This is a genomic window from Paenibacillus sp. J22P59 (assembly GCF_059383895.1).
In genome coordinates this window covers 128,726-148,758 of record NZ_JBXENX010000006.1, presented here as the reverse complement: position 1 = coordinate 148,758, position 20,033 = coordinate 128,726, and the positions used below count along the sequence as shown (strand labels likewise).

Genomic DNA, 20,033 nt, shown 5'->3' with positions numbered 1-20,033 from the left:
AACTTGATGGGTGTCGGATCAGCGCAAATAGTATTCAAAACTAGACGTATATCTACCGAGGGGAGATTAAATTCTTATGAATATAGCCGTCAAGTTGATGCAAAAGTTCAAAGACCTCGATACTCAGCATACCCAGCATAAGCTGAAAGCCTATCAGGACAAGGTGGAACTCATCCGGCAACGGAATTTGGAAGCATGGGACGATCAACAGCTTCAAGCGGAATCGCTCCGGCTGCAAAAAGAAGCAAAATCAGGCACGTCCTTGGATGAGCTGCTTGTCGATGCCTACGCACTCGTGTGTGAGGCGGCGAAGCGAACGCTTGGATTACAGCCTTACGATGTCCAGATCATGGCTGCCATTGCTCTGCACGAGAGGTTTTTGATTGAGCAGCATACCGGCGAAGGAAAAACGCTCTCTGCTGTTATGCCTGCTTATCTAAATGCGCTAACCGGCAAGGGCGTTCATGTGCTGACTTTTAACGATTATTTGGCAAGTCGGGATGCAGAGTGGATGGGCCCGATCTATCGTTTTCTCGGGTTAACGGTACACTCGGTTCAATCAGGCATGAGCCTCTCCGAGAAACGGGAAGTGTACGCCGCAGATGTAACCTATGTTACGGCCAAAGAGGCGGGATTCGATTTTTTGCGCGACACGATCGCATTACACGAAGCCGATACCGTGCATCGTCCTTTCCACTACGTCATTGTTGACGAAGCGGATTCACTGCTTCTCGACGAAGCGCGGGTACCGCTAGTCATTGCCGGCGAGTCGGGCCCTTCCAAGAGCGACGTCATTCGTTTCGCAGAAGTGGCTCGACAGCTCGAGCAAGCCCAGCATTATGACTTCGATGAATTCCAGCGGAATGTATATTTGAACGAAGCAGGCTCTGCAAAAGCGGAATCGCTGCTGAGATGCGGCAATTTATACGAAAGCCATAATAATCATTTGCTATCATCATTAAATTGCGCGCTGCATGCGGAAGTATTGCTGAAAAAAGACGTCGATTACATCGTTCGGGACGGTAAAATCGAGCTGATAGACGAATATACCGGCCGTGTAGCGGAGAACAGGCATTTGCCGAACGGGCTGCAGGATGCGCTTGTCGCCAAAGAAGGACTGCAGTCACAAGCTGGAGGAAAAATTCTCGGTACGATTACCCTTCAGCACTTCCTTAGCCTATATCCAAAGGCTTGTGGAATGACAGCTACCGCGCACGCATCTGCAATGGAGTTCGAACATATTTATGACCTGCAGGTTCTGCAAATTCCACCGAACCGAACAAATAGACGAATCGACCTTCCTCATCGGATTTATACCCATAAAGAAGCCAAGCTTAAGGCGCTTGTACAAGAGATCTCGTCCGTTCATGCGACGGGACGTCCGATTCTTATTGGTACGTCAAGCGTCGAGGAGTCGGATATGCTGGCGGAGGCGCTAGCGGCTGCCAACGTACCTTGCCATGTTCTGAATGCGAAAAACGACGCAAAAGAAGCCGAGATTATCGCCAAAGCAGGAGAAATTGGCGCCGTGACGGTGTCTACGAATATGGCAGGGCGCGGCGTTGATATTCGGCTAGGCGGCGGTAACCCCACGCAAGCAGAAGTTGTCAACAAGCTGGGCGGTTTGTACGTGATTGGTACGCATGTGAACGAAAGTGTTAGGATCGACAACCAGTTGCGCGGGCGTTCTGGCCGCCAAGGCGATCCGGGGGCTTCTGTATTTTTCGTAAGCTTGGAGGACGAGCTGCTGCTTCAATTCAACATTGATAAGGCGATTCGCAATCTTAGGCAGGATGAGGCTCTCGATGAGACAGTGCTCCGCAGCAAAATCGCGCATATTCAGCGCGTTATTATGGGCCAAAACTTCCATATGCGCCAGGAGCTGAACGGTTATTCGGATATGGTGGAGGATCAGAGGCGAATTTTATACGAGGAGCGGCTCGGAATTTTGAAAGGCGAAAAGCCGATGAGCCCTTCAGAGCAGCGGGTACGGCTTTTTTATATCGACGAGGCTTGGGCTGACCATCTGGCATACGTGTCGTACATTCGCGAAGGCATTCACTTGGAGAGCCTTGCCAGCCGTAATCCGATCGACGAGTTTCATGCGCAAATTACCCAAGCATACGAGGAAATTCCGGCTAAAATAAATAGTGAGTCAGCGAATATGCTTGTCAAGCTAGGAGGCTCGAATGACCCGGCAATGTGGGAAAAGTTCGGTCTGAAGAGCCCTCCTTCGACTCGGACTTATATTATCAGCGATCAATACATCCAGAACAAGCGCAGCTCATGGACCCCAGCGACGATGATGGCTTATTGGATACGCAAGATTGTGAGGCCGCTATTCAAGCTGTCGAAATATTGATGCTGATTACGAAGAGGGTCATTACGGGAATATTGTATAATACTCCATCATCGCAATGAACCGAAACCAAAAAAGAAATCTGATTAATAGAAAATCCGGCATGTGACCAGTTCCCTTAGAGAACTCATCACATGCCGGATTTGCGTAGAAGATCCTCCGTGATTGCACATGTATTGGAATAGCTTCTCTCCGGCTTCATCAATAACAAGACGCTTATCTTATCCACGCAGTCTTATCCGTAAATCAGTTCCACAAGCTTTCAGCACGCTATTCCATCCCCAGCGGTACCCTTAAATAGTTAATGCCATATCCCCGTTCTGCATAATATACCATAATGCGTACAGCGCTAAAGCAAATATGGAAAATAACACTGTAAGAAACACCCCTCTGACAAACCTGTACCACCCGATACGGATCAATCCATAGCTTACACCGTACACAATCAGTCCAACAGCAGCTCCCTTCAAAAAGGGGCTCGGTGCACGCAGGAGGACAATATAGAACAACACGCATATCCCTAACAAAATATAATTAAACCATACAAATATAGCTCTGCCTTGCTTTCGCATCAAGCTCCCCCCGTTCTGTACCTTTCTATGCAGCCTGAGCGCGACATATACGTAGTTTGTATGTCTTCTAGATTCCATAATTGATTTCCTTCTATTTCCTTAGGGTGCGTTGTCAGCTAATCTGATAGAATACTAATATTCTTTGATCATCTGGGCACTGTTAGATGTCTGCAAACGAAAAAAGGGGATCCCTACATTAACACCCCGGACTAACAGCCGAGATAATTTAATGTCTGGATACCCCTTGTTTATGTCTTTACCTCGTTTCGCAGATCAGCACTTCCATCGTTCAAGCTATTTTTCTATCAAATAGCCCATCATCGGAAAACGAACCGTAACCGACGTGCCATGTCCTGTCTCGCTGTTAATATGGATAATACCCTCATGTTGGTCAACAATCCAGCGTGCGATAGATAGCCCTAAGCCCGCTCCAGAATTCCCTCTATCTCTAGCTGAATCTCCCTTGTAAAAGCGGTTAAAAACGAGCGGCAAATCACGTTCCGATATCCCCGCACCATTATCCTTGACGGTTACAAGAACGGATTTCCCCTGCCTAATGCAGGCAAGATCGATTTGCCCATGCTCCTGTGTAAATTTGATAGCATTGTCCATGACAATCATAAACAACTGCACGAGTCGATCCTCGTCTCCATTAATGAGCAGTTCCTCGTCTTCAACATGGAGCTGTATACGCAACTGCTTGTAATCCATGATCGGTTCAATATTGGTTGCAAGCTCTTTTATTATTCTATCCACTCGCACAGGCTTACATGCAATTACTTCCTCATGTGAATCGCCTCTAGCCAGAAGAAGCAGCCCGCTTACCATGCTGCTCATTCTTTTGGTTTCTTTCAAAATGGCTGAGATCGGAACGCTTTCTTCCTCAATCGTATGGTCGGGATGCCGCAGCAATAATTGCGCTTGCCCACGGATGACAGAAAGCGGGCTCCTTAACTCGTGCGAGGCATCTGCGATGAATTGCTGTTGCTTGTCCCAAGCCTTCTGAATGGGAATGAGCGCCCGTCTTGCCAATATATAACCAGCAATGATTGATAATAACGCGCCGATACCTATTCCGATACCAATACTCCATAACAACCGATTCAAATAAAACACCTCGGCTGAAATTTCCGTAATGATTTGGACCGTTTTCAAGGGTATGTTCGACAGCTTCTCGGCCTCTGGTACATTGCCCTGATAGGGCCTGCTAACGAACCGGTAGATTTTCTCCCCCATCTGTATCGACTCGGGTCCCATATGGTTTTGTTTCTCCCGAAGAATCAAACTAATATCGAGAAATGGTCTTTCATAATATACGCGTCCAATCAAATCATCGTTGGAATCCCAATAATAGTTTAAGATGAAACGTTCCGGTTCTTCTGAATCAATTTTAATCACTTGCTCTCCGGTGCTCAGGGAAATTTGTCGCATATGATCAATATTGAATACCAGTTGGCGGTCAATGTCTGAATAAATCTGATAACGCGCCAGCCCATATAACGCTCCCCCTAGCATGACGAACAAGAGAAATACGATTAAGCTGTTCCATATCGTCATGTGCACGAGCGTGCGTTTGATCATGATGGGGGCTGCTCTCCTTTCATTTAGCGGACTCAATGTATTGATTTACTAGCTGCTCTAGGATAGGGAATGGCATATTGCCGTTCCGAAGGAGCACGGAATGAAATGCTTTGATATCGAATCGATCATTGAGCTCGGTTTCCGCTTTATCTCGAAGAGATTGGAACTGATCTGATCCGATAGCATAGCTCGTATTAAGCCCAGGAAAAGCAATAACGCTATCGATCAAGTCATTATTCTTCATTCCAATGACGCTTACTAGATATTCATTCGCTTGTTCTCTTGTCCATTTCAACTCATTGATACCCGTGTCTATCACGGTACCTACGTAATTGCTAAGCAGACGATTTTGTATTGTGCTTTGATCAAGGAAGCCCATCTCGACGTACAAGGCTTCTGCATAAACCGCCCATCCTTCCATGAATCCAGGTGTCCTGAATATTTTGCGGGCTAATGGAATTGTCGGTTGATTATATTGAATTGCAAATTGAAAATGATGCCCTGGAGTGCCTTCATGCATCGTAATAAGCTTGGCCATTCCTGCAGGTATCGGATTATCAAGCGAAAGTAAAAACCTTCCGCCCCTATCTCCGTCTATAGATAATGGAATATAGAACGGGCCTAAGATTGAATTCTGATATATTCTCATATCCACCGGATGATCCGGGATAAGCTCCTCTTCAAACCAATCGGACAGCTTGGACGTTGCTTCCGACAGGCTGCCGTTAATCGCTTGCAGCAATTCATCTCCTGTCAGGAGTTTGGCTGCAGCTGCAGCTTCCTGTGCTTTTCCCGGAGCTTGACTTCTTAGTTCCTTGGCAATCTCTTCTACTCTGCGTTTGGCCATCTCATGAATTTCCAGAGGAGTAAGCTCTGTACCCGTGGTAAATCTAAGCTGAGCGGAATAAAACTCGCTGCCACCGGGCTGGCTCCAGATCCCCTGACTCACAGATGCTTGCTTCATAAGATCATCCTTGATCAAGTCGATAAGTTTGTCGTAGGAAGTCAGTACATGATCAGTTAGAGTCTGCAGCAGGTCTTTTTTCAGTTCCTCTTCTTTGGAGGGCTCAAGATTTAACTTGGATAGCTTCTCTGTATATAACGTGTACAATATCGTATCCTCTGGTTTTGTATATCGCAAATCCTCGTAATTGGCAATGATTCCCTTCAGAAATTCAGAAGAGGGGACGATTCCCTTCTTCTGCTTGTCTTGAATTCTGTCTATAAAATGTGCAACTTTGTCCGAAAATCCGTTCAGCGCAGCAATATAATTTTCTGCGTCATCTTGATTACCGATCGGATAGTTGTTCGCAAAATATGGTGGAAAATAAGAAAGGGAAGTATATTCATTCGTGTTTAGATCCATATATTTATTCAGTTGTAGTGCCGCGCTTAGATACCATTCGAGGATATCATAGGTAAGCTTGTCTTCCGGAGAGAGCCTGGCAGCATCATATGTAGTCAGCTTTTTCAAAAAGTCTTCAGTCTTCTGGTTTATTTCTTTATAATCGGCATTCGATAGGTCTGTAAGCTTAATAGGGTCCCAACTCATACCATCTGCGTCTTCCACACCAAAATAAAGCTGGGACTCAGGATCATCTTTAAGTGCGGCAACTGCTATCTCTTGAATAATTGTGCTGAAATCCTCGGACTCGTGTTGAGCCCCCCATAACAAACCGCCTACAATCAGCAACACAATGCCTGCCAATAAAATGAACAGCCTGGTGTTCTTAATCCTCTGTCTTACATGGCTCATGAATCGTATCCCCCTTATATAAGTATAAAGGGAATATAAGGGATGAACCTTTGATTTTCCTTTGAAAAACCACTACATCCTGAGTCTGTAACCCAATCCTCTTACGGTTTGAATAAATTGACCTGCATCCCAGGGCGACAGCTTCTTGCGAAGATAGTGGACATAAAGCTCGACGATGCCGATCCCTGCTTCCGAATCAAGCCCCCAAATCCGGTTATAGATTTGCTCCTTCGTCAAAATCTGCTCTTTATTCATGAGCAGGTACTCAAGCAGATCATATTCCTTTTCCGTTAAAGTCAGCTCTTCTCCTGCAACTGTTGCCACTCGGTTTCTGACTTGAATAGCGATCGAGCCATAGGTAATCTGCTCCTCTTGATTAACCTTGCCATACCGACGCAGCAGTACTTTGACTCTGACGGTCAGCTCAGGAATTTCGAATGGCTTCACCACATAATCGTCTGCCCCGATGGTCAGCCCCTTTACCCGGTCATTCAATCCATCTTTCGCCGTCAGACAAAGAATCGGAGTATCCACTCTTTGCTTCCCGAGCTCTTGGATGAACGTAAATCCATCAATTTTGGGCAGCATAATATCCAAAATAATCAGATCGAACTCACCGCACATTGCGTGATGCAAGCCCTCTTCTCCGTCATGGCATTCCATAACCTCGTACCCTTCATCCCGCATAACCCTAGCAATTGTATACGATATCGCTGTATCATCCTCTACTATCAGCAGCTTCATATATCCCTCCATTATGAACCAATATGAGGTAAGGTTAACATATTAAAGTAGCTTTGTGAGTGTCTCAAAAGAAAGTTTTTCCAGTTTAATATTTGTGATAAATTTCATATTAAATATTTCTTGTTCATTAAAATCATTGATTTTAACGAGGAATACACCTTCGCTATGGAGGACTAACTCGCCCCCTTCGTCTGTATACATGGGCTTTAATTGATAGGGGCATACGTTCTGTTAGAATCATTGTGTTATGAATTTGCTAGGATCGTTTGCTTACTCTATATTGACTTCGAGGCATAAAAAATACATCGCCTAAGGCCTCAGCCCACATGGCGATGCATTCAAAACTTTGCATACGATATTATCGCTTAAGCCTTCTCCTCGTCGCCAGTAGCAACCGGATTTCCAGCATAAGAGCTCCAATCGCTCCAGCTGTCGGTTATGCGCTGGACGTGGTTTCAAGGTGGGGACGTTGGGCATGTACAGAGCAACGGGATTCCCTTGGGTTCATTGAGTCGTTGAAGCTGACGATCATGAGACGTTGTTTCCGCCGCGAGGTCGAAAGGCTCAGCTTTTGGCACGCCAGCGTCATTAGTTCGGAGAGTAAGGGGTGTGAGCGGCGCATGACGGTCCAGCCCCAACATGAGCGAAGCTTCAAGCTGCCGACCAGCGAAAGAGAACTTAAGACAATAGAAAATACAGCCCCACGACAACCAAGTGGACCGGCAAACAGCAAGCAGCAACACACAGGCGGCAGATCACTTAAGCCAGCAAGCCGACCAAATGACTTTGACTACAGCGCCCTTACCCCAAGCATAAATAATAGCAAGATAGCCTGAAACCGCGCTGACAAAGGACACAACCAAACTGAATACATCGGCTAAGAGTAAACGAGCGTAAAGAAGCGTAAAACATACAGATACCCTAGAGACCGCACCAGAAAGGATCGCGTAAAGGAGTAAAAAGAGTAAATATAAATATGTATATCTAAAAATATATATATCCAAGCATACATCGCTTCACAAAGGCATGTATTCAGAGTTTACGCTTTTTACGCTTCTTGCGTCGTACCTTTGCCCACGAGGACTAGCGGCTTACGCCGTGGCGTACACTGCTACTCCTCGACCAAGCCTGAATGCCACTCCTGCTTGCCCTGGGCGGGTCGAAACCGACCTACGCCAACTTTTGTTGGTGGCCTGATCGCCGTGGATGCCGAACCTCTATACTTTGCTCCTGAACCAACTTTACCCTCTTATACCCCCTGAGCTTGGTGGCTCTAAGAGCATGTATTCTCTAACCTCGACTACAAACAGGAATATGCCGTCCACGCCTACCCGACCGCCCGATGCCAGCGGCTCGGAAGTTACTAGTTTTTTTTAAGGTTACACTTTTAAATCTATAATCTCGAGTACCATAATAATATGTTGCTATGCAATATCTTCATCATCGTCTTCATCAAAATCATATTCATCATTTTCTTCGTCACCTAGGACTAAATTGTCATATTTATCCCATACATGTACATTGTATTGTATTAATATGCTTTCGATATTATTGTTCAGACTCTTTAAGAAATTAAAAAAGTCTTCTTGTATTCCATGCCAATTATTATTCCAAGCATACTCAAAATACTTGTCAGCATCATTAATTATCATGATGTTTCTTAATAACCCTAAAAAATTCGTAGTGTATCTCACATAATTATCGAGATGTTTTTCATTGATTATATTATTTAAATCAGAAAGTGATTTTAATCCGTATGCATTAAGCTCAGAAATTATCATCTCATCACTTTGATTTAAATCAGGTTGAAGCTGAAAATCTTCAATAAAATTGCTAAACCTATGCGATAGAAAGTTAATTAAAGATGTAGTATTTATATCGATATCCAGTTCTGACCTGCTTGTTTTTTGTGCAACTTGCTTTTCATATTGACTAATTTCTTTGGAAATAGAGTCAAACTCTCTATCAACAAGTTCAAGAGTTGCAGCAGCTAAAGAAAATCTCCTTTGAATGTCTTTTTCTGGAGGTAGGACTCCATTAAATTTATAGTTTCTATCGTGAGATATATCAGCCCAAGCATGCTCAAGTATTGTTCTAATCTGAATTTCAAAATACATATCTTTGAATAGATTATATTCAGGCAAGTTTAATCTCTCTTGAGTCAACTTTGCTACATAGTGTACTGATCGATACCCTACTCTGTTGTCCCCAAGCTCTTTACTCTTATCAACACTATGATCAAAATCGATATCAAATAACGGTTTTATGATTTCTGAACATTCATAGACTTCAGACTTAACAAAGGTAATGATCCGAATGCCTGCGAAATCCTTTATTTCGAATAATGGATCCTTATACTTTTCTTTTGATGCTTTACTAATAAAGCTATCTATTTCTTTAGCTCTACTGCTAATTGTATAATACGGTACGCTGGTTGAATCAAGAACTTCTCTGATAATAGATTCTACTTTATTTGAGAGGTTTTGATAGACTGGTCTTTGCTTAACATACCAATTCATTATTTCATCCAGATTTTTTTTCATTCTTTAACCCCTTGTTTTTGGATTATTATACCATAAGAATATATTTTGTGTTTATTTCAACCTACATTCATTTCGGCTAACTGCTTATTTACGAACTCCGTAAATAACTCCATATGTAGAGGGTTTGTAAAATTATTGAGCTATCCTTTCCCTTTAACGATCTTGCTTTAAGTGCTATGTAGATGCCTTGTCTCTTAAATTCCTATAATTTACAATTATGTCGAATGAATCAGTCTTTAGCGACTTTTTGCATCCACTTTGAAAGGAGCAATTCATGTCCAAATGGTAACAACAGCAGGTAAACGGTTGCTTTACGCTCGGATAACCTTAAAACACCATTTTGTTGACTCCATGTTGAATGAGCACTTTTCGCTGTTGAGTTGTTGACTTGGCTTGATTAATTCCATGTAGCCACCGCACGCAAAGAAAATCGGGAACCCATTCTAATACGGTAACTGCCAGCCTTCTTTACGTACGCAAACGGTGCTATTCGATGTATCGAAGGTATATAAAACAGGCGCTTGTACGGGATTTCCTAAAAGTGTTTACAGATAGCAATCGTTGACTCCGTGTTGACTTCGAGCATGAAAAATACATCGCCCAAGACACTTGGCCCACTTGGCGATGTATTTAAGATACGCATACTATATGTCTACCTATGCTTTCTCCTCGTCCCCCACCGCAATCGGATTCCCCTCAACCGAACTCCAATCGCTCCAGCTACCCGCATACAGCTTTACATTCCGAAAGCCTGCTTTCTCTAGCGCGAATACGTTCGGCGTAGCCGTAACGCCAGAGCCGCAATAGACGATGATCTCATCGTCTTGCCCTAGTCCAGGGAAGCGATCACGCTGAGCTTCCGCATCCTTCAGTGTACCGTCCGCTTCCAAGCCATCCTTCCAGAAGCGGTTAACCGCGCCTGGAATATGACCCGCTACCGGATCAATTGGCTCCACCTCACCGCGATAGCGAGGAGCCTCACGCGAATCAATAAGCGTCACCTTATCCGAGCCCAAACGCTCTCGTACATAGGCAGCGTCTACTACGCTCGACTCGTTCACCTTCGGTTCGAACCTCTCTGCGTTCACCTCTGGCGCCTCTGTAGAGATTGCCCCATCAGCCTCCTGCCATGCAGCGAAGCCGCCTGCAACAATCACACTCTCTCCTGAATGTCCAAGCCATTGCAACAGCCACAACAACCGTGAAGCCATTGCACCGCCCTGATCATCATAAGCAATCACAGTCGTTGTATTGCTAATCCCCACAGAGGAGAGCTTGTCCGCGAATTGACCTGCTTCTGGCAATGGATGGCGACCACCAGCACCGCCCGGCTGCTTAGGACCAGACAAATCACGCTCCAGATCCAAATAGAAAGCACTCGGAATATGTCCTGCCAAGTAAGCGGCTTCCCCTGCTGCCGGATCATTTAGCAAAAATCTGCAATCTGCGAGGACAAAGTCTCGTTTCCTACTATCCACTAGTTTCTCTTTCAACTCACTAGCCTTTATGAAGCTAATCATATCATCCATCTCCTCTGCGTTATTTTCCATCCCTATCCTCTTGCCGAATCATCATCGTTATATTTCTTCTATCCTCTTATTATACTTCTTCCATCCACAGCGCGAAAACCCTGCCAAGAGGCAGGGCTAGTTGTCATCCTTCATATCTTCCTTCCTATCACCAAGCGGCTTTACCGCGTCAAAATTATCGGACCTTCTCTTGTAATCGCAACCGTATGTTCAAACTGCGCGGACAGGCTGCCGTCTGTCGTACGGGCCGTCCAGCCGTCTAACCCGATGTGTACATTCGCTTGACCAGTTGTCAGAATGGGTTCGACCGTAATGACCATGCCTTCCTCCAGCAGCTCTCCTTCGCCTGCTGCTCCGCGGTGATCGACCTGTGGAGGCTCATGTATAAACCGACCAATTCCATGCCCTGCAAAGCTCGTTATGACCTGATAACCGGCCTTCTCCGCACACATCTGGATCGCATGCCCAATATCTCCGAGTCGCTTGCCCACCTTCGCCTCTGCGATGCCCTTGCTCAGCGCCAGCTTCGTCACCCGAAGCAGCTTGCCCGTCTCCTTCGAGGGTATGCCGATCACATAGGTCCAAGCCGAGTCTGCTTTCCAGCCTTCCACGTCTGCAACCATATCAATCGTGACAATATCCCCAGAGGAGAGCGGCTCTCTACTGGGGAACCCGTGGCATACGACCTCGTTAACGGATGCGCAGGTGGCGAACGGGTAACCCTTGTAGCCCTTCTGGGCAGGAGTCGCTCCTCGCTCCAGCATGAAGCGCTCTGCGAACCGGTCAATCTCAAGCGTAGTCACGCCGGGAGCTATTCGTTTGGCTATCGCTTGATGGCAATCCGCTACAATTTGTCCCGCTTTGCGAATACAAGCAATCTCTTCCTTCGATTTCAAACCCATCGCCATGTCAGGCATCCCCCCTTATAGTCACACTATTCAGGAAAAGGAAGATCCATACGCATTACGGATAGTAAATTTTACGACAATCCTGCATCAGCTTGGGGCAACCCTTCATTAAAGGAAATTTGGACTGGGGCAACAAAGTTTGCCCAAGCCTGTTTTTGAGGTTAACGACAACACTGTTTCTCTAGACCCACACTGCTTTCGTTTAGTATGATAGCTGTTGACTAATAGGAAAGTGAAGTGTAGAACCTTGAACGAAACGTACAACGACCTCAAGCTAGGCGAAAAAGGCGCTTGGTTAAGCATCATCGCCTACCTCATTCTAGCTGCCATCAAGCTAACCATCGGCTACACGATGAACTCCGAAGCTCTATCTGCGGACGGGCTGAATAACTCCACCGATATCATTGCTTCCATAGCTGTTCTGATCGGATTACGCATCTCCCGCAAGCCGCCTGACAAGGACCATCGTTATGGACATTATCGTGCGGAGACTATCGCTTCCCTAATTGCCTCATTTATTATGTTCGCCGTTGGCCTTCAGGTGTTGTATCAATCCTTCCAGAAGTTTAGAACGCCTATTATCGAATCGCCAGATATGATTGCCGCTTGGACCGCTTTATTTTGTGCGATTGCGATTTATATCGTCTACAGATATAACGTACGTCTTGCCAAACGCATCAATAGCCAAGCAATGATGGCTGCCGCACAGGATAATCGCTCAGACGCCTTCGTCAGCATAGGCGCATTCATCGGGATCGTTGGCTCACAATTAGGCCTGCCGTGGCTCGACCCCTTAACAGCCGTTATTGTTGGTATCATTATTTGCATAACCGCATGGCAAATATTCCGGGATGCTACGCACTCGCTCACAGATGGCTTCGATCCTCAGGAATTGCAGACCATCAAGAAGACCATACGCCAGTGTCCAGGTGTCATGTCTATTATTGATATCAAGGCTCGAATCCATGGCAACTACAAGCTGGTAGATGTTACGATCGGAGTTGACCATCAGCTTACCGTTAGTGAAAGCCACGATATTACCGAGCAGGTCGAGAAAATAATGTACGAATCGCATCGAATCACTCACGTTCACATTCATATAGAACCCTTCGTAGCCTCGCCTTGATTCCAAGGCAGCTAGGTGAAACAAATAACCTCCGCCCCCATCAGCATGATGGAATCGGAGGTTATTTGTTTATTTATAGGCACAAAAAAAGCTCTGCGCCTTCATGCCTGTTAGGAGCAAAGCAAATATTCATTTATTCATGCACTCATCCGACCGAGGAGTTGATCTTACCCATCTCGTCTTCAACCAAAATCGTCAATTCATCCTCATAGCCACCGGTAATCCGATACTTCCGAATATATTCTCGAACAAATTTGCGCGGGTCCTTGGGTTGAAAAATCCTCGTAAGTTCCTTCAGGCTTTCCTTGACTTCATTCTGGCTATGCTTCGCCATGAAATCTCCTCCCCTATACGTTGGATGGTCGTCCTAAACAACAAATCCCGAGAACGGACACGGCTCTTATTCCGCAAGAACCCCATCGGTGCAGGCATCTCCATGGTCAATAAGTCACAATGTTTGCATTTTTCTTACTATTATAACATTTAAGCATCAAATGCGAAAGTAGACAAATGTTAGAACTGCCTAATCCTTGTGCATCTGGTCAGTGTGGTTGATTGGACTGTCAGCAGGCGCGGGCGGTACAATTGGAGGCGGGATATCTCCTGTAGAGCGAGATGACAACATACTTTTCTCTCTGTTAAACATTCGTAAATAAGCGACTACGCCAACAATAGCCACTATAATCCCGAACGCTAGCAAAAGTAAGGTCACCCAGTTGTCTACCATATCCACGCCTCCATCCCTATTTACTTTATCGGTTTAAGGCGAATTAAATTTCACACTCAATCCAACAAACATAAATTCCATATATAGGGTATTATAACCAATTGGAAGTGCCCCGACAACTGCTAAAAGTACTTTTATTTACTCTCCTTCGACAAGATCCGATAGGCCCCGCTTCCCCATGCAATGAGTCTTCCTTCGCTATCTTGGACAGAAGCTTGCAGGGTGATCGTCCTCCCGATCCGATGCAGCAGCTCCGCCTCACAGGTCAGCTCGCCGCCTTGCGCACTCTCCAGAAAGTGTGTATTCATATGGGCCGTAACCGTCTTTTCACCTCGACAAGCAAGTATAACGAGCAGCCCCATCGCATTATCCATCAGAGACATCAATACGCCGCCATGAACAATATGAAGCAGATTCATATGCCGCTGCCCAGCTTCCAGACGAATGCTAACCTTATCGGCTTGCACACTTATGATTTCACAGCCCAGTTCACCCCAGAAAGTCGACTCTGCCTGCTGAGCCAGACTTTCTATATATCCGAGCTGCTCGGTCTGCCAATCGTTACCCGGCATGATTCCTCACCCGCCTTCACGAGGCTTGCTATTGGACTCCTTCTCCTCTTCAATAAGCTTGCGTCTGAGCACCTTGCCGATCATGGTCTTGGGAAGCGTGTCCCGGAACTCATACAAATGCGGAACTTTATACGCCGCGAGCCGTTTCCTGCACCATTGATCAAGCTGCTGCTGTGTAGCGCTAACCCCTTCTTTGAATACAATGAAGGCTTTAACCGTCTCACCGCGATAAGGGTCCTTCACACCGACAACCGCTGCTTCACGGATAGCGGGATGCTCGAACAGCACTTCCTCCACATCTCGCGGATAAATGTTGAAGCCGCCTGCAATAATGACGTCCTTCATCCGATCGACGATTGTGAAATAGCCCTCTTCATCCATGAACCCTAGATCGCCTGTATGCAACCAGCCCCCTCTTAACGTATACGCAGTTTCCTCAGGATGATTCCAATAGCCTCGCATCACCTGCGGGCCGCGGATGACAACTTCACCAATTGCTCCTGGTGCAAGCAGCCGACCATCCGGATCTACGATTGCCGCAACCGTATCGGGAAAAGGAAGACCGATGGTGCCGATTTTGCGTCTTCCCCAGATCGGATTGGCGTGTGTGACAGGGGAGGCCTCGGTAAGCCCAAAGCCTTCAATTAATCGGCCGCCGCTCAGCGCCTCGAATTGATCCTGCACCTCCAGAGGCAAGCCTGCTGAGCCGCTTATGCAAACTTCAATAGAAGATAAATCACTGCTCAGTGCATCCTTATGATTAATTATGGCAACATACATAGTAGGCGCGCCTGGAAAAATCGTAGGCTTCTGCTTGCTGATCGTCTGCAGCACCGCCGCAGTCTCGAATCTCGGCAGCAGAATAAGGGAGCCTGCATTCAAAACAGCCATATTCATTAATACCGTCAAACCGAAGACATGAAACAGGGGCAGTGCAGCAAGAAATTTTTCCTCTCCTGCTTTCACCTTGAAGCACCAAGCAGATGTCTGCATTGTGTTCGCGACGAGGTTGCGATGTGTCAGCATCACGCCCTTAGGCGTTCCCGTCGTGCCTCCTGTATATTGAAGCAGTGCCAGGTCTTCTCCGTTTATCTCGGCTGTGAGGGGATGCTTGGAGCTGGCAGCGAGCAAACGGCGATAGGCGATAACCCCTTTGTATCCATAGGGGATGTCTGCCTTGAAGCCTTCTTTGCGTTGCTTGAGTGGGTAAAGCAGGTTTTTGGGAAAAGGGAGCCCGTCTTTAATCGACGTTACAATTACATGGCGCAGCTGCGGCAGCGGTCCTGCCTCGGGGTCCTCGCCCCTTACCCGCGCAAGACGTGAATAGAGCAGATCTACTGTAATGATTGTCATAGCTCCACTATCGGAGAGCTGATGCTCCAATTCACGCTCGACATAGAGCGGATTAGTCTGTACGGCAATAGCACCCAGTAAAAGCACAGCGAAATAAGACGCTACCGCTTGCGGGCAATTCGGCAGCATAATGGCTACACGGTCGCCTTTGCCAACTCCGAGCGAGCTCAGGCCGTTAGCCAACCGAACAGCATCCTGATACAGCTCGCGGTAGCTCACAGACTTGCCTAGGAAGTGAATCGCTTCCCGGCCAGGGAATTTTTCCGCTGCAGCGATCAAAAATTGGCCCACACCGTGATTGGGATAATCCAGTGTCTCAGGAACCTCTTCGGGGTAGTACGCAAGCCAAGGCTTCGTAAGCTTAACCTCTTGCTTTTCCGGTTCTCGTTCTGGTTCTGGTTCTGGTTCTGATACTGGTTCTGGTTCTGATACTGGTTCGGGTTCAGTTTCAGGTTCGGGGACTGGCTCGGGCTCAGATTCGAGTTCATCCAAATCATTTATTACGATAAGCTCGGATGATGCTTCAGTGCTAGCATGCTCAGAATCAGCTATCCAATCCTCGTTTATTGGAGGTTCCTCTGCAATAGCGGATGGCGCTTCCGACCAATTTGAGACGATCGTGTCCGATTCAGGCAAGTCATCAGCTGAGGAGGGGTCTTTTTCAATAGAGAAGACTGTTTGCTCCTCAGACTGTGCATTTTCCTCTTCAGGTGCAGGTGCAGAGTCAGCAGGCAAGGCTTCGGTTGGTTTTTGCCCATCGCCTTGTACGAACGGTTCTTCCGGTTTTGACGGATCCATATGGCGTCCCCCTCCTACACAATGTAATGCTCACCTTGCGTAACTCGCGCGGCGATCTCTCTTTTGGCTGCGATCGTATCTATTAACGGGGAACGCATCAGCTTCTTGAGCACAGACAGCTGCATTTGCAGTCCGTCCCCTCGCTCCAATGCAACCAGCGTACGCTTCGCATACGATTCGATTCGCTCCATGGCCTCCTGAACAAAAACTTCAGTCATTAGAATCGCATTCGCAGCCTTTGAAGAGGAACCCTCCTTGCTTTCTATTCGCTTCTGGGTACGCAGCAGAGCACTCTCCATTGCGAATAATTGGATCATGACATCTGCGAGAGCACATAGCACCTCCTGCTCTTGCTCGAGATTTGCGCCAAGCTTTTGGACAGCTAAACCGCCAATGGCGAGAAATGTTTTTTTGGCTTGTTGCACTCGGTAGGCCTCTTTGGCAAGTGGAGCATCAAATACCGGCAAGGGCATAGGCAGAACCAGCTCTGCTTGAAGAGCTTGCGCTTTGGCGATCAGCGGCAGCTCGCCTTTCATGGCTTTTTTCAGCAGAGTACTCGGAATAAGCATTCGATTAATCTCATTCGTCCCTTCGAATATCCGATTAATTCGTGAATCCCGATAGATTCGCTCGATTTTATATTCCCGAATATAGCCGTACCCGCCGTGAATCTGGACGCCTTCATCCGCGATGAAATCAAGAGCTTCCGATGCGAACACCTTTACAATCGAACATTCCAGCGCGTATTCACTGATTGCTTTTGCAGCCAGCGCTTCTGCATCCGCCGAATCACCCTCATCCTCGACCTCGGGCGTGCTCAGCATTCCATCGATCCAGCCTGCCGTCCGGTATACCATGCTTTCCAGCACATAGGTCCTAATATTCATATCCGCCAGCTTCGCACCGATTAAGGGATAGGAGGCAATTGCACGCCCGAATTGCTTTCTCGTATTGGCATATTTGGCAGCGAGCTCAATCGTTTCCTTTGAGGAGCCTAGACATGCAGCCCCTAGCTTGAATCGTCCAATATTCAGGATGTTAAAAGCAATCCGATGCCCTTTTCCAACCTGACCAAGCACATTCTCTACTGGAACCTCCACATCCTCGAAAAATAAAGGGCAAGTCGATGAGCCTTTGATCCCCATCTTGTGCTCTTCTGGCCCAATGCTGAAGCCAGGCATATTCTTTTCCACAATGAATGCGGTAAAAGCTTGCCCGTCTACCTTGGCATACACAATGAATACGTCCGCAAAGCCTGCATTCGTGATGTACAGCTTGGAGCCGTTCAGTACATAATACTTGCCATCACTCGACAGCTTCGCTGTTGTCTTCGCCCCAAGCGCATCCGAGCCAGAAGCGGGCTCCGTCAGGCAATAGGCGGCAATCAGCTCACCGCTTGCCAGCTTAGGCAAGTATTTGCGCTTCTGCGCGGTCGAGCCGAAGAATACGATCGGCAGCGTCCCGATCCCCGTATGTGCTCCAACCGATAAAGCAAAGGAAGAAGCTCGGGATAGCGTCTCTGCGAGCAGCGTCGTGCTCACCTTATCCAGGCCAAGCCCCCCGTAGGCCTCCGGCACGTCTGCACCCAATAAGCCAAGCTCGCCTGCCTGCCGCAGCAGCTTAACGGTCAAGTCATAATCCAAGCCTTCCAGCTGTGCATCATGAGGAATAACGTCCCCTTCGAGAAACCCCTTGGCAGCGTCCGCCATCATCCGTTGCTCCTCGGTAAAATCCTCCGGGGTTACCGTTTCCGAAGGCTGTGCATCCTCTACGACAAACCTTCCGCCAAAACGAATGCTTTGTGCCATGCAAGCCAGCTCCCTTCCTTGCCTTAGTAAACCTCGAATACTCCCGCTGCTCCCATTCCGCCTCCTACGCACATCGTTACGACACCAATGCCGCCGCCGCGACGCTGAAGCTCATGAATAAGCGACACTGACAGCTTCGTACCCGTACAGCCTAATGGGTGACCAAGCGCGATCGCTCCCCCATTCACATTCACGCGCTCTGGATCGATGCCTAGCTGTTCAATAATCGGTATACACTGGGCAGCAAATGCTTCATTTATCTCAAAAATATCTACATCAGCAAGAGCTATCCCTGCTCGGGTCAATGCTTTCGGAACCGCCTCAATCGGTCCAATCCCCATGACCTCGGGGGCCACCCCCGCGACGCTGTAGCTGCGCAAGGCTGCTAGCGGGCGAAGCCCTAGCTGCCTTGCCCGAGCGCGGCTCATTACTATAACCGCTGCAGCGCCATCGCTCATCTGCGAGGTATTCCCTGCCGTGACTGTTCCTTCACGAGCGAAGGACGGCTTTAGCTGCGCCAACGTCTCAGGCGTGGTGTCAGCTCGCAGCCCTTCATCCGTGTCGAAAACGAAAGTGTTCTCCCACGGCCGTCCAGCATCATTCACACCCGAGCGAGTGGCTGTAATTGGAACGATCTCTTCCTTGAAGCGGCCTGCTTCAATCGCATCTGCTGCTTTTTTGTGACTGGCTGCTGCAAAAGCGTCCTGTGCCGCCCTCGTCACTTGAAAGCGCCGTGCCACCTCCTCCGCCGTATGGCCCATCCCCATATAGATTTTCGGTCTCGTATCTACGATACCGGGATGCGGGGACAGCCTGAAGCCGGTCATCGGCACATGGCTCATGCTCTCCACCCCGCCAGCAGCAATAACCTCGGCTTCACCCAGCCTAATTCGTTCTGCCGCATAAGCTATTGCCTGCAGCCCTGACGCACAGAACCGATTAATCGTTACCGCAGGTGTCGATACGGGAAATCCCGCATAGAGCGACAATACCCTCGCCATGTTCAGCCCTTGCTCGCCCTCAGGCATCGCACATCCGATAATGACATCTTCGATTTCTTCCACCTTTAGTCCGGGTGCCCTCTCTAATGCTGCGCACAGAACTGCCCGCCCAAGATCCTCGGCCCTCGTCTCTGCCAAGCTCCCTCGCTTCGCCTTGCCTACCGCAGTCCGTACCGCCGATACAATAACCGCATCGCGGTCATCCTCCACGAATCGCTTGCTTGAATCTATAGACATAGATTTTTCCCTCCCTTTTGTGCTGCCGGAAGCTACCAGCTTAAATACCGAGTGCTGCTACTCAACTCATGTGCCACCTGTGACAATCTTGCTTGGGAGATACGAAAGAGGATAACTCACTATTAGATGAGGCTAGCCTCACTCATTTCCACTGGCGTCCGACCACCCGCCGCATTATATGAGGCTAGCCTCACACTTCGAGCAGCCAGCCTCCCCAGCTATGAAGTTAGCCTCACACATCACCAAACATTTCGTTAGATCTTCAAATTCTGTGAGGCTAGACTCCGTCTTTTAAGCAATTGCCTCACTTGTGGATTGAAGAAGTCTCTTTTGATGATGAATCCAGTGGATAATTAGTTTAAATGAACAAATAGATAGGTCTGCCATAAGGATAAAGTAGTATGTGTTAGTGGGTAGGT

16 protein-coding genes are annotated in these 20,033 nt (G+C 47.5%); 3 read left to right on the top strand and 13 right to left on the bottom strand.

The window, feature by feature from the left end; all coding sequences use genetic code 11:
- Window positions 1-76 precede the first annotated feature (76 nt).
- Window positions 77-2,362, top strand: a complete 2,286-nt coding sequence (locus tag AC50YO_RS12160) for a preprotein translocase subunit SecA (protein WP_494847133.1) — start codon at window positions 77-79, stop codon at window positions 2,360-2,362.
- A gap of 290 nt (window positions 2,363-2,652) precedes the next feature.
- Here AC50YO_RS12160 and AC50YO_RS12155 read toward each other — a convergent pair whose 3' ends face one another.
- The 4 genes from AC50YO_RS12155 to AC50YO_RS12140 form a co-directional block, all read right to left on the bottom strand.
- Window positions 2,653-3,009 carry a hypothetical protein gene (locus AC50YO_RS12155; RefSeq protein ID WP_494847131.1) on the bottom strand — a complete coding sequence of 119 codons (357 nt, stop codon included), beginning with the start codon at window positions 3,007-3,009 and terminating at the stop codon, window positions 2,653-2,655.
- A 216-nt stretch (window positions 3,010-3,225) separates the two neighbouring features.
- The gene (locus tag AC50YO_RS12150; RefSeq protein ID WP_494847129.1) at window positions 3,226-4,512 is read right to left on the bottom strand and encodes a sensor histidine kinase; all 1,287 of its coding nucleotides are present in this window, start codon (window positions 4,510-4,512) and stop codon (window positions 3,226-3,228) included.
- Between the two features lie 19 nt (window positions 4,513-4,531).
- Window positions 4,532-6,268 (bottom strand): DUF885 domain-containing protein, encoded by a 1,737-nt coding sequence (locus tag AC50YO_RS12145; protein WP_494847126.1) that lies wholly within the window; start codon window positions 6,266-6,268, stop codon window positions 4,532-4,534.
- A 72-nt stretch (window positions 6,269-6,340) separates the two neighbouring features.
- The gene (locus tag AC50YO_RS12140) at window positions 6,341-7,012 is read right to left on the bottom strand and encodes a response regulator transcription factor (RefSeq protein WP_494847123.1); all 672 of its coding nucleotides are present in this window, start codon (window positions 7,010-7,012) and stop codon (window positions 6,341-6,343) included.
- Between the two features lie 332 nt (window positions 7,013-7,344).
- Here AC50YO_RS12140 and AC50YO_RS12135 point away from each other — a divergent pair, with 332 nt between their 5' ends.
- Window positions 7,345-7,848 carry a hypothetical protein gene (locus AC50YO_RS12135; RefSeq protein WP_494847122.1) on the top strand — a complete coding sequence of 168 codons (504 nt, stop codon included), beginning with the start codon at window positions 7,345-7,347 and terminating at the stop codon, window positions 7,846-7,848.
- Window positions 7,849-8,436: 588 nt separating this feature from the next.
- Here AC50YO_RS12135 and AC50YO_RS12130 read toward each other — a convergent pair.
- The 3 genes from AC50YO_RS12130 to map form a co-directional block, all read right to left on the bottom strand.
- Window positions 8,437-9,555, bottom strand: coding sequence for a GTP pyrophosphokinase (locus tag AC50YO_RS12130; protein WP_494847120.1), 1,119 nt, complete (start codon window positions 9,553-9,555; stop codon window positions 8,437-8,439).
- A gap of 656 nt (window positions 9,556-10,211) precedes the next feature.
- The gene (locus AC50YO_RS12125) at window positions 10,212-11,105 is read right to left on the bottom strand and encodes a sulfurtransferase (protein WP_494847119.1); all 894 of its coding nucleotides are present in this window, start codon (window positions 11,103-11,105) and stop codon (window positions 10,212-10,214) included.
- Between the two features lie 140 nt (window positions 11,106-11,245).
- The gene (gene map / locus AC50YO_RS12120; RefSeq protein WP_494847118.1) at window positions 11,246-11,992 is read right to left on the bottom strand and encodes a type I methionyl aminopeptidase; all 747 of its coding nucleotides are present in this window, start codon (window positions 11,990-11,992) and stop codon (window positions 11,246-11,248) included.
- Between the two features lie 247 nt (window positions 11,993-12,239).
- Here map and AC50YO_RS12115 point away from each other — a divergent pair, with 247 nt between their 5' ends.
- Window positions 12,240-13,118 carry a cation diffusion facilitator family transporter gene (locus tag AC50YO_RS12115; protein ID WP_494847116.1) on the top strand — a complete coding sequence of 293 codons (879 nt, stop codon included), beginning with the start codon at window positions 12,240-12,242 and terminating at the stop codon, window positions 13,116-13,118.
- 145 nt (window positions 13,119-13,263) lie between these two features.
- On the opposite strand, the gene AC50YO_RS12110 is transcribed toward AC50YO_RS12115, so the two are convergent.
- The 6 genes from AC50YO_RS12110 to AC50YO_RS12085 all read right to left on the bottom strand — a co-directional run bounded on the left by AC50YO_RS12110 (window position 13,264) and on the right by AC50YO_RS12085 (window position 19,614).
- Window positions 13,264-13,452 (bottom strand): hypothetical protein, encoded by a 189-nt coding sequence (locus AC50YO_RS12110; RefSeq protein ID WP_494847114.1) that lies wholly within the window; start codon window positions 13,450-13,452, stop codon window positions 13,264-13,266.
- A 189-nt stretch (window positions 13,453-13,641) separates the two neighbouring features.
- Window positions 13,642-13,845, bottom strand: a complete 204-nt coding sequence (locus AC50YO_RS12105) for a hypothetical protein (protein WP_494847113.1) — start codon at window positions 13,843-13,845, stop codon at window positions 13,642-13,644.
- 134 nt (window positions 13,846-13,979) lie between these two features.
- Complete coding sequence (locus AC50YO_RS12100) at window positions 13,980-14,417, bottom strand: PaaI family thioesterase (RefSeq protein ID WP_494847112.1); 438 nt, start codon at window positions 14,415-14,417, stop codon at window positions 13,980-13,982.
- Between the two features lie 6 nt (window positions 14,418-14,423).
- Window positions 14,424-16,568, bottom strand: coding sequence for a long-chain-fatty-acid--CoA ligase (locus AC50YO_RS12095; RefSeq protein ID WP_494847111.1), 2,145 nt, complete (start codon window positions 16,566-16,568; stop codon window positions 14,424-14,426).
- 14 nt (window positions 16,569-16,582) lie between these two features.
- Entirely contained in the window at window positions 16,583-18,376 is a 1,794-nt protein-coding gene (locus AC50YO_RS12090; protein ID WP_494847109.1) for an acyl-CoA dehydrogenase FadE, read from the bottom strand.
- Window positions 18,377-18,399: 23 nt separating this feature from the next.
- Window positions 18,400-19,614 carry an acetyl-CoA C-acyltransferase gene (locus AC50YO_RS12085; RefSeq protein WP_494847108.1) on the bottom strand — a complete coding sequence of 405 codons (1,215 nt, stop codon included), beginning with the start codon at window positions 19,612-19,614 and terminating at the stop codon, window positions 18,400-18,402.
- Between the last annotated feature and the right edge of the window lie 419 nt (window positions 19,615-20,033).

Bases quoted from the DNA above. Each gene is read 5' to 3' on its own strand.
- AC50YO_RS12105 (WP_494847113.1), bottom strand. From the start codon at position 13,845: ATGGTAGACAACTGGGTGACCTTACTTTTGCTAGCGTTCGGGATTATA.
- AC50YO_RS12095 (WP_494847111.1), bottom strand. From the start codon at position 16,568: ATGGATCCGTCAAAACCGGAAGAACCGTTCGTACAAGGCGATGGGCAA.
- AC50YO_RS12160 (WP_494847133.1), top strand. From the start codon at position 77: ATGAATATAGCCGTCAAGTTGATGCAAAAGTTCAAAGACCTCGATACT.
- AC50YO_RS12140 (WP_494847123.1), bottom strand. From the start codon at position 7,012: ATGAAGCTGCTGATAGTAGAGGATGATACAGCGATATCGTATACAATT.
- AC50YO_RS12090 (WP_494847109.1), bottom strand. From the start codon at position 18,376: ATGGCACAAAGCATTCGTTTTGGCGGAAGGTTTGTCGTAGAGGATGCA.
- AC50YO_RS12135 (WP_494847122.1), top strand. From the start codon at position 7,345: ATGCATTCAAAACTTTGCATACGATATTATCGCTTAAGCCTTCTCCTC.
- AC50YO_RS12085 (WP_494847108.1), bottom strand. From the start codon at position 19,614: ATGTCTATAGATTCAAGCAAGCGATTCGTGGAGGATGACCGCGATGCG.
- AC50YO_RS12145 (WP_494847126.1), bottom strand. From the start codon at position 6,268: ATGAGCCATGTAAGACAGAGGATTAAGAACACCAGGCTGTTCATTTTA.
- AC50YO_RS12100 (WP_494847112.1), bottom strand. From the start codon at position 14,417: ATGCCGGGTAACGATTGGCAGACCGAGCAGCTCGGATATATAGAAAGT.
- AC50YO_RS12150 (WP_494847129.1), bottom strand. From the start codon at position 4,512: ATGATCAAACGCACGCTCGTGCACATGACGATATGGAACAGCTTAATC.
- AC50YO_RS12130 (WP_494847120.1), bottom strand. From the start codon at position 9,555: ATGAAAAAAAATCTGGATGAAATAATGAATTGGTATGTTAAGCAAAGA.
- AC50YO_RS12155 (WP_494847131.1), bottom strand. From the start codon at position 3,009: ATGGAATCTAGAAGACATACAAACTACGTATATGTCGCGCTCAGGCTG.
- map (WP_494847118.1), bottom strand. From the start codon at position 11,992: ATGGCGATGGGTTTGAAATCGAAGGAAGAGATTGCTTGTATTCGCAAA.
- AC50YO_RS12110 (WP_494847114.1), bottom strand. From the start codon at position 13,452: ATGGCGAAGCATAGCCAGAATGAAGTCAAGGAAAGCCTGAAGGAACTT.
- AC50YO_RS12125 (WP_494847119.1), bottom strand. From the start codon at position 11,105: ATGGAAAATAACGCAGAGGAGATGGATGATATGATTAGCTTCATAAAG.